At 28.2% G+C, this 4,222-nt stretch carries 4 protein-coding genes; 3 read left to right on the plus strand and 1 reads right to left on the minus strand.

Annotated elements, in window-relative coordinates:
- Nucleotides 1–24: 24 nt before the first annotated feature.
- Nucleotides 25–1,473, minus strand: a complete 1,449-nt coding sequence (locus tag BN899_RS10335; RefSeq protein ID WP_370659293.1) for an alanine/glycine:cation symporter family protein — start codon at nucleotides 1,471–1,473, stop codon at nucleotides 25–27.
- Nucleotides 1,474–1,889: 416 nt separating this feature from the next.
- Here BN899_RS10335 and BN899_RS10340 point away from each other — a divergent pair, with 416 nt between their 5' ends.
- The 3 genes from BN899_RS10340 (at nucleotide 1,890) to BN899_RS10350 (ending at nucleotide 4,206) form a co-directional block, all read left to right on the plus strand.
- Nucleotides 1,890–3,155 (plus strand): ArsB/NhaD family transporter, encoded by a 1,266-nt coding sequence (locus BN899_RS10340; RefSeq protein WP_147568534.1) that lies wholly within the window; start codon nucleotides 1,890–1,892, stop codon nucleotides 3,153–3,155.
- 42 nt (nucleotides 3,156–3,197) lie between these two features.
- The gene (locus tag BN899_RS10345; protein ID WP_042275105.1) at nucleotides 3,198–3,653 is read left to right on the plus strand and encodes a hypothetical protein; all 456 of its coding nucleotides are present in this window, start codon (nucleotides 3,198–3,200) and stop codon (nucleotides 3,651–3,653) included.
- Between the two features lie 124 nt (nucleotides 3,654–3,777).
- A complete protein-coding gene (locus tag BN899_RS10350) occupies nucleotides 3,778–4,206 on the plus strand; it encodes an EamA family transporter (protein WP_042275107.1) in 429 nt (142 codons plus the stop codon).
- Nucleotides 4,207–4,222: the final 16 nt, after the last annotated feature.

The raw sequence follows: 4,222 nt of genomic DNA on the forward strand, positions 1-4,222 counted from the left end.
AAATTAGTTGAGGTATTTTTTTATCTATGCTGTTTTTTCTGAATTTTCTTGCCAACATTCTACATTCTCAAGGCCTTTTATGTTTGACGCACTAAACACTGGATCTTTTATTCCAGCCTTCTTTTGATTTGCGTAATCATCTAAAGCCATAAATGCAAATTTTCCAAGTAATGCTATCGCTATTAGATTTATTATTGCCATTAATCCCATAAATACGTCTGCTAAATTCCAAACTATATCTACTTGAGTTAATGATCCAAATAAAACCATACATACAACACCAACTCTGAATATATTTAAAATAGATTTTTTTTCACTCATAAATTCTATATTTGATTGTCCATAATAATAGTTACCTACTATAGAACTAAATGCAAATAAGAATATACATACTGCTATAAATGTTCCACCTATAGGACCTATATGTGAAGTAAGCGCTGCCTGAGTTAATTCTATACCACTAAGACCAGTTGCTTGATAATCTGGGTATAAAAGTATTATAAACGCAGTACAACTACATATAACTATTGTATCTGTAAATACTCCTAAAGTTTGTATTAAACCTTGTTTAACTGGATGAGATACATCTGCTGTTGCTGCAGCATTTGGTGCACTACCCATACCAGCTTCATTAGAGAATAATCCTCTTTTTATTCCTATTAACATCATACCACCCATAGTACCCATAGATACACTTCTAAAATCAAGCGCACTTGTAAATATCAATTTAAATACACCTGGTAATTGTCCTATATTTGTTACTACTATAAATAATGCAACTAATATATATAATCCTGCAAGTATTGGTACTATAATTTCAGAAACCTTTGCTATCCTTTGAACGCCTCCAAAGATTACAAGTCCAGTTAAGATTGCAAGAACTATACCCATTACTAACTTATTTACTCCAAAAGCATTACTAAATGCAAGTGAAACTGTATTTGCTTGAACTGCATTAAATACAAATCCGAAACAAATTGTTATTAATATAGAGAATGTTATTCCCATCCATTTTTTATTTAAACCTTTTTCCATGTAGTAAGCTGGCCCACCTCTAAATGCGTTTCCATCTTTAACTTTAAATATCTGAGCTAATGTACTTTCTACAAAGCTTGATGCTGAACCTATTAAAGCTATAAGCCACATCCAAAATATCGCTCCTGGTCCTCCCGCTACTACCGCAAGTGCTATACCTGCTATGTTACCTGTTCCAACTCTTGAAGCTGTACTTATGCAAAATGCTTGGAAAGAAGATACTTTACCTTCTTGTTTTGCTTCTTTCGAACTTCCCTCTCCTAAAAGTCTAAACATTTCTTTAAAATATCTAAACTGAACAAAATTTGTCTTTACCGTAAAGTAAAGTCCAAGTACTATTAACGCGGCTATTAGTATATATGTCCATATAAAATCATTAACGCTAAGAACTAATTTATTTAATGTTTCCATGTAAATTCCTCCTTCAAAAATATTTATTTATTAAGTTCAAAATATTCAATTTTTAAAACTGCTTGATTAATGCATAATTAATTTTTAAAAATTCATTCTAGATTCATTATACAGTATTTTTCGCCTTTTTTCAATACCTAAATTGCATAATCAATTTCCAAAGTTGCAATTTTCCTATTTTTACCCATGGAAAACATTTCCCTAAACATATATTTTTATATTTTGTTAATACTCCAATTAAATTTAATACTTTTTTTTATCATTTTAAACCTATTTCATAATTTTTACGAACTTTTTCCTAAATAATAAAATTTTATTTTGTTTTTTAATAGAATATTTTATATTTTTATAGAATATAAAGTATGTATACTTTAATTGAAATTAATTTTGAAAAGTACTAACATTTAGATATTAGATAGAATTATTGCAAGGAGGCGATTATAGTGGTGACTGAACAAATAATAGCTATAACCATTTTCTTATTAGTTATGCTGGCTATTATATCCGAAAAAGTAAATCGATGTGTAGCAGCTTTAAGTGGTGCATTACTAATGATATTATTCAATATAATTCCTATGGAGGTTGGATTAAGTCATGTTGATTTTAATACAATAGGCGTCTTAATTGGTATGATGCTTTTTGTAGCTGTAGTTAAAAATTCAGGACTATTTGAGTACATAGCAATATTTACTGCTAAAAAATCAAAAGGGGATCCTTGGAAGATAATGATTAGCTTTATTATAATAACAGCTTTATTATCAGCAGTATTAGATAACGTAACAACCGTTTTATTAATTGGACCTATGACAATTGTTATTACTAGCATTTTGGAGCTTAATCCTATACCTTTTTTAATTACTCAAATTATTGCATCTAATATAGGCGGAACTGCAACACTTATAGGTGATCCACCAAACATTATGATTGGTAGTGCTGCTAATCTTAGCTTTACAGATTTTTTAGTTAATTTAGGCCCTGTAGTTGTGATTTTGCTTATTGTAATAATTTTTTGTTTTAAATTTATTTTCAAAAAAAATCTTATTGTTGATGATGCTCAAAAAGATAATATTTTAAATCTTGACGAAAATAAAGCCATTAAAGATAAACCTTTGCTTATAAAAAGCATTGTTATCATGGTATTTATTCTTTTAGGATTTTCTCTTCATAGTATAATTCAAATTGATTCTAGCATTGTAGCTTTGGCTGGTGCAACAATTATGCTTTTTATTGGTAAACAAGATATAGATGAAATTTTAGCAAGTATTGAGTGGTCTACAATATTATTTTTTACAGGTTTATTCATAATAGTTGGAGGCCTACAAGAAGTTGGTGTAATTAATAAATTAGCTACAGCACTAATAGGGGCTACTGAAGGTCATCTTGTACTTACTATGCTAATAGTTTTATGGCTTTCTGCTATTGTATCGTCTTTCTTAGATAATATACCATTTGTAGCAACCCTTATCCCTCTTATATTGACAATGCAAACTCAAGGAGTGGATGTTATGCCTTTATGGTGGGCCGCATCTCTTGGTGCTTGTCTTGGAGGTAACGGAACTTTAATTGGAGCCTCTGCAAATATAGTTTTAGCTAGCGTAGGCCAAAAACATGGCCATCCAATAACGTTCAAAGAATATTTTAAAGTAGGTTTTCCTATTATGATTTTATCTATTATTATTTCTACAGCCTATTTACTAATTATATTTTAGATAAAACTTATTTTATAAATTATAAAAAGGAGATATATTTAAATGAATGTAAATACTGCTCAAGGTGATGCGATTGAGATCTTACTACGCCAAATAGGAGCTTCACAAGTAACAAAAGTAAGAGGACTTTTATATTTTATAAAGTTTAAATTAAATGAAGATATAGAAATATCTTATGTTTATAATATTAACGCTAAAAATCAATATTTTTTACAAAGAATTAAACCTTATCCTATTCCTCAAGGGATTTTTACCGATGAATACGAAATAGTCTCTTTTATAAAAAAAGATTTAAATAAATTTACTAGGGCAATGAATAGTAGTAACTTTAATTTATTTTTAGATGTAACTAAAAAGCTAAATCTAGCTTCTTATAATATGGAAAACTTATTTTTAAATTATAATGTTAATTCAGATGATTTCGAAAGGCTAGATAAAGAATTAAATGATATATTAAATGAAATAAAATTTGCAAAAACTAATTCAAAAGACCTATAATAAATAAAAATAACTATTGCTTTAAAATATAGCGATAGTTATTTTTTATTTTTGTAAATGATAAAGATTTTCATATTCATTTATGTTATAATAGAAAGTATATTTTTGAAGGGAGATTTTTGATTTGAGTTCATGGTTATTTTACGCATTACTTGCTGCCGTAAGTGCAAGTTTTGTTACAATATTTACAAAAATAGGTATAAATAATTTACCGCCATCTATGGCTACATCAGTTAGAGCTGTAATAATGGCAATATTTTTAATTTGTGTGTCTTTTATAAGAGGTGATTTTAGTAATATATCTCAGCTTATGGAACATAAAAAGGACTTATTTTTCTTAATTTTTGCTGGAGTTTCTGGAGCATTATCTTGGTTGTTTTTAAATATAGCTCTAAAAACAGGTAAGACTTGGCAAGTAGCTCCCATTGATAAACTTTCAGTTGTTATAACTGTAATCGCATCTATTTTAATTTTTAAAGAAACTATAAGCATCAAAGGAATAATTGGAGTTATATTTATTGGTATTGGAACAATTTTTGTAGCTTTAGGATAAAAAAAGAGTATCAATT

Source organism: Faecalimicrobium dakarense (genome assembly GCF_000499525.1).
GTDB classification, from domain to species: domain Bacteria; phylum Bacillota; class Clostridia; order Peptostreptococcales; family Peptostreptococcaceae; genus Faecalimicrobium; species Faecalimicrobium dakarense.